Below are 4464 nucleotides of genomic sequence, written 5' to 3' on the forward strand. Positions count from 1 at the left end.
GCGGATTTGCTGGAGGCGGATTTTAATCTCGGACTGACAGGCTTCACGGATGACGAGCTGAACGCGCTGATGAGCAGCCTCGAGGACGGCACTGGCCCGCAGGAGGGTGAGGATGACATTCCCGAGACGCCTGAGGACCCGATCAGCCGACCTGGTGATCTCTGGATCCTCGGCAACCACCGGCTCCTCTGTGGTGATAGCACGGTCGCCACCGATATCGAACGCCTACTCGGCACGGTAAAACCGCTGCTGATGGTGACTGATCCTCCGTACGGTGTGGAATACGACCCAAGCTGGCGCAACCAAACGGGTGCCGCCAAAACCAAACGCACTGGCAAGGTGCTGAACGATGACCGCGCCGACTGGCGCGAGGCCTGGGCGCTGTTCCCAGGCGATGTCGCCTATGTCTGGCACGGCGCATTACATGCAGCAACTGTTGCGGGAAGCCTTGAGGTGGCGGGCTTCAACATCCGCTCGCAGATAATCTGGGCCAAGGAACGGCTGGTGCTCAGCCGAGGCGATTATCATTGGCAGCACGAACCGGCGTGGTACGCAGTCAAAAAGACCGGGAAGGGCCACTGGGCCGGCGATCGCAAGCAGACAACGCTGTGGCAAATCGCGAGCAAGGATCAGGATACCAAGACGGTCCACGGGACGCAGAAACCGGTCGAATGCATGCGCCGCCCCATTCTGAACAATTCCAGCCCAGGCCAGGCGGTGTATGAGCCATTCATGGGATCAGGCACGACGTTGATCGCGGCAGAGACCACGGGGCGGGTCTGCTACGGAATTGAGTTGAACCCGGCCTATGTCGATGTTGCGGTCGAGCGGTGGCAGGCGTTCACAGGGAAAGACGCGACGCTGGATGGCAGCGATAAGACTTTCAACACGCTGAAGACCGAACGTGAGGCCGCATGAAGCAGTCGCGCTTCATGTCGTTGGTTGAAGCTACCACAAATGTTGTTGTTGGCTATCTGCTCGCGATTGCCACCCAGATAGCTGTGTTCCCATGGTTTGGCATCGACGCGGGCTGGAGTGATCATTTGACGATCGGCTTGGCTTTTGTCGGCGTATCTTTGGCTCGGGGATATCTGCTGCGACGCCTGTTTGAGCGTCTTGGCAAAAGATTGTCTGGGCGCGATACATCTACGTATGAGTCGTCAAAAGGAACCTAACACGCAACGGTCCTCCGATGGAGGCGAGGTGCCAAAAACGGTGCTGCCGCAAAATCTTGCGGTATCGCTACAGCACTTATCTGAGCATGACATTTTGCGACTTGAAGAGGCATTGGCGACCGAGTTGGACAGACGCGGTCTTACTGCCTCTAAGGAGAAAACCAAGCCGCAAAGTAAAAGCGTGCCATATCCGATCCTGTCACAGTTGACCCGATCACAGATTGGCTTGATCCGATCATCCATCCAAGCAGGTGTGAAGCCTGCGGCGTTGTCACGGCAATTTGGCATTACGCGTGCTCAAATTACGGCTGTCTTGAAAGCAGGCACATAAAAAAGGGGCCAGCGCAAGGCTGGCCCAGTCTGAGGCAGTTAAAGCGGAGCAGGGCGCACCGCTTCGAGCAGTTGAGGTTTCATACAGGCGAATCCTCGCTGCAGACCATCTGCATGCTGCTGGATTCTACAAGAAACGCAGAGGCTTAAAGGCGGCTGAGTCACCGAGAAGTCACACATTGTGTGTTTCGATGTGTCAGAGTGGGCGTCAATGCTTAGCAGCCTTTGCGTGACATGCGGCCGTTGTGCTTTTGGACAGTACCTCGGTGTCTGGCAGGCTGTAGATACGGCCGCGGGTCGCCTCGACCTGTGATGTGATCTTGAGGCCGAGCTTTTTCTTGAGCACACCTGATATGACGCCACGTGCGGTATGCGGCTGCCATCCAAGAGCTGTGGTGATTTCGGCAATCGTTGCACCGCCGTCAGCGCGTAGCATCGCGATGAGCATGTCCTGCTTGCTCGCACGGTGTTGGCTCAATGTGAGTGGCGCAGTTGTCTCGGCCGTCTCAGGCGCCTGTGTCATGCCAAGCAGGACTTGCGCCTGCGGCGTCGCACGTAGCGTGATGGGGCCGCGATCCGCGTCGTGACGCCAAACGGTGTTGTGATCGGCGGCGACGACTTCTTCAATGAGCCTTTGTTTGAGCAGGCTTTTACAGATGTTACCAACAGCGCCGCCTTTGAAGGGAGCGGTGACGGGAAAAACCAGCCCGTCATCGCGGGCGCAGGCGGTGGACAGGATGGTGGTTTGGGCATCGGATAGCTGGATCTGGGTCATGATGATCTCCGGTTTGCATGCTGCGCGGGATGCGCGGCCTTCTACCGGCTGAAGCCCACAGTGATAGTGGGCCACTCCAAGGCGAGGAGCGTAAGGTTTACTCCGCGAATTCGCCTTCGCCAAAGGCGCTGTCGGTAACGCGCTGGAGGAGGCGGGCGTAATGCTCGAGGGTGCCGACGTCGCCCCAGTTGATCTCGTCAGGCTGGCTGTTGAAGTGGTTGTCGCTGAGGCTTGCCAAGCGGGTGAGCATCGCGTCGATTTCCGCCTTCTTGCCGAGGAAGGCGGCAAGTGCTGCTTCGTGGTTGCGTTGCGCCTTTGCGGCGCGGAGCTGATGGCGGGGTGTGGTGATCGGGTTCAGGCGGATGGTCATCGTGGTCGCTCCTTGGTGAGTTGCATCGCTTCGTCGGAGTGACGTTCGCTCCGGTCGCGAGGCTTATCAACTCGATAAGCATATAATCTTAATGATAATCGGAGCTGTCGATGCAGGGCATGAGCGAGCGCCAGTACACCGCGCATGTCGGTCTGCCGCGGGGCGCGATCCAGAAGGCGAAGACGGCCGAATGGTTGGTGCTATTCGCCGATGGCAGTCGCGCATCATGTCGCTGGTGGAAGCGATCACCAATGTGATCGTCGGCTACGGCCTCGCGGTGGTCACGCAAATCATCGCGTTTCGGTGGTTCGGCCTCGAGGCCGCACCCGGCGAATATATGGCTATCGGCATGGCCTTCGTTAGCGTCTCGCTGGCCCTAAGTTATCTTCTGCGCCGATTGTTTGCGCTGATCTAAGCGCAGCTACCTTCGTCTCTTTTTTGATTTGCTTGACCCTAGCAGCGATGGTCGCGCCAGTAGCGGTCCCACCGCAAAGCCCACCCACCGCTTACCATCGCACAGTTGATGTCTCCGTGACGCGGTGACACGCACCATGCAGCCGTGCGGTTACCTCCAGCGGGACCGTCGGATCGACATTGCAACGTGGGGCCATTGATAAGTATATGTCCATGGCGGCTGACGCCGGTAGGTGTGCCCAAAAGACTGGCTAGCGCATCCCGTGCTTCGTTCGCACTTACGCTTGGGCAGGGGTGTCCAGCGGAGCAGCTACCATCCAGTTCGCGCGCGGCGATGCCTGCTAGCCGGAGCCGTGGCCCTTCACTGCACCAAACGGGGCCATCCCCATCCCACACATGCGTTGGTTTGCAATTAAAACTCTCGCCGCGTGGAATGACTGGGACGTCCGCAAAGACCGCTGATGCAAAAAATGCAGCAATCAGCGCGCCGAAAACAGATTTGTAGATAAAGAGAAACACCGGCATCTCACCTTTTTTCAGGAGTAGGCAGCGAGTATCATAGGCTCCAATAGTCGAACAACCCTGAATTGCCGCGCTGCGCCGGTTCATCAAGGCTTTCCGGTCACAGGGGTCGCATAGCTAGATGAGGCCGAGGCCTTTCAGGCAGCTGGCGGTGTCCATCAGCTGATGCGTTGCTACTTCAATCTTTATAATAAAGCTGTCGGCAGAGGTTTGAGCGTGCACGCCGCCATCGTCCATTAAGGCCATCTCGATTTCGTCAAGTACGAACGCCATGCGGCTGCGATCAAAATGCTCTGGCAGGTTCCGGATGGGGAGGCGAATGCTGGTGGTTTCCATGGTGGTTTCTCCGATGGTCGTTTGCAGGACTAGCTTCGCTCTAGCGGCTGATCTTATCCAGTGAATTCGACATCATTCCATATGGTTGGTCAAAATCGTGAGGTGTGCGGATGTCATCAGCAACCCAGCCCATCGGCGTGATCGCCAAGCTGCTTGATCTGTCGGAACGGCGGGTCCAGCAGCTGAGTCGCGAGGGCGTGATCCCCAAGGCGGAGCGCGGGCAGTATGATCTGATCGGATCCGTGCGCGGCTATGTGCGCTACCTGCGCGACCAGGCATTGAAAGCCCAAGCCGGTGCACCGGACTATGCGGCTGAACGGGCGCGGTTCATCCGGGCGCGTGCTGATCTTGCCGAGATGGAAGCGGAGGAAAAACGACGATCCCTCATTGCAGCCGACCAGATCGAGGCGGCATGGATTGCTGTGCTCGCGCTTCTGAGAACCCGCCTGCTGGCGCTGCCGGACCGGCTGGCGCCGCAGGCTTTTGACCAACCCACCGTCGGAGACACCCGGAACCTGATCCGTACCGCCATCCGCGAGGTG

General features: G+C 58.5%; 8 protein-coding genes. 5 read left to right on the forward strand and 3 right to left on the reverse strand.

Annotated features, from left to right (window positions below):
- The 3 genes from VGP75_RS20335 to VGP75_RS20345 form a co-directional block, all read left to right on the forward strand.
- Nucleotides 1–918, forward strand: a 918-nt coding sequence (locus VGP75_RS20335; protein ID WP_327545378.1) for a DNA-methyltransferase, incomplete at its 5' end; no start/stop codon positions are given.
- A complete protein-coding gene (locus VGP75_RS20340) occupies nt 915–1175 on the forward strand; it encodes a DUF7220 family protein (protein WP_327545379.1) in 261 nt (86 codons plus the stop codon). The genes VGP75_RS20335 and VGP75_RS20340, both read left to right, overlap by 4 nt.
- A gap of 28 nt (nt 1176–1203) precedes the next feature.
- Nucleotides 1204–1506 (forward strand): hypothetical protein, encoded by a 303-nt coding sequence (locus VGP75_RS20345; protein WP_327545380.1) that lies wholly within the window; start codon nt 1204–1206, stop codon nt 1504–1506.
- A 207-nt stretch (nt 1507–1713) separates the two neighbouring features.
- Here the strand turns inward: VGP75_RS20345 and VGP75_RS20350 are convergent, their stop codons facing one another.
- Both VGP75_RS20350 and VGP75_RS20355 read right to left on the reverse strand, forming a co-directional pair.
- Nucleotides 1714–2280 carry a DUF3489 domain-containing protein gene (locus VGP75_RS20350; protein ID WP_327545381.1) on the reverse strand — a complete coding sequence of 189 codons (567 nt, stop codon included), beginning with the start codon at nt 2278–2280 and terminating at the stop codon, nt 1714–1716.
- 97 nt (nt 2281–2377) lie between these two features.
- The gene (locus VGP75_RS20355; protein WP_327545382.1) at nt 2378–2650 is read right to left on the reverse strand and encodes a hypothetical protein; all 273 of its coding nucleotides are present in this window, start codon (nt 2648–2650) and stop codon (nt 2378–2380) included.
- Nucleotides 2651–2840: 190 nt separating this feature from the next.
- On the opposite strand from VGP75_RS20355, the gene VGP75_RS20360 reads away from it, so the two are divergent.
- The gene (locus VGP75_RS20360) at nt 2841–3065 is read left to right on the forward strand and encodes a DUF7220 family protein (RefSeq protein ID WP_327545383.1); all 225 of its coding nucleotides are present in this window, start codon (nt 2841–2843) and stop codon (nt 3063–3065) included.
- A 638-nt stretch (nt 3066–3703) separates the two neighbouring features.
- Here VGP75_RS20360 and VGP75_RS20365 read toward each other — a convergent pair.
- On the reverse strand, nt 3704–3922 hold the full coding sequence (locus VGP75_RS20365) for a hypothetical protein (protein WP_327545384.1): 219 nt from the start codon (nt 3920–3922) through the stop codon (nt 3704–3706).
- Nucleotides 3923–4032: 110 nt separating this feature from the next.
- Between VGP75_RS20365 and VGP75_RS20370 the strand changes: the two genes are divergently transcribed.
- Nucleotides 4033–4464 (forward strand): terminase small subunit, Nu1 (locus VGP75_RS20370; RefSeq protein WP_327545385.1); only part of this gene is annotated, 432 nt, incomplete at its 3' end.

This window comes from Yoonia sp., assembly GCF_036007805.1.
Classification (GTDB): domain Bacteria; phylum Pseudomonadota; class Alphaproteobacteria; order Rhodobacterales; family Rhodobacteraceae; genus Yoonia.

Coding starts and splice junctions, on each gene's coding strand:
- VGP75_RS20340 (WP_327545379.1), top strand. CDS start 915: ATGAAGCAGTCGCGCTTCATGTCGTTGGTTGAAGCTACCACAAATGTT.
- VGP75_RS20350 (WP_327545381.1), bottom strand. CDS start 2,280: ATGACCCAGATCCAGCTATCCGATGCCCAAACCACCATCCTGTCCACC.
- VGP75_RS20355 (WP_327545382.1), bottom strand. CDS start 2,650: ATGACCATCCGCCTGAACCCGATCACCACACCCCGCCATCAGCTCCGC.
- VGP75_RS20360 (WP_327545383.1), top strand. CDS start 2,841: ATGGTTGGTGCTATTCGCCGATGGCAGTCGCGCATCATGTCGCTGGTG.
- VGP75_RS20365 (WP_327545384.1), bottom strand. CDS start 3,922: ATGGAAACCACCAGCATTCGCCTCCCCATCCGGAACCTGCCAGAGCAT.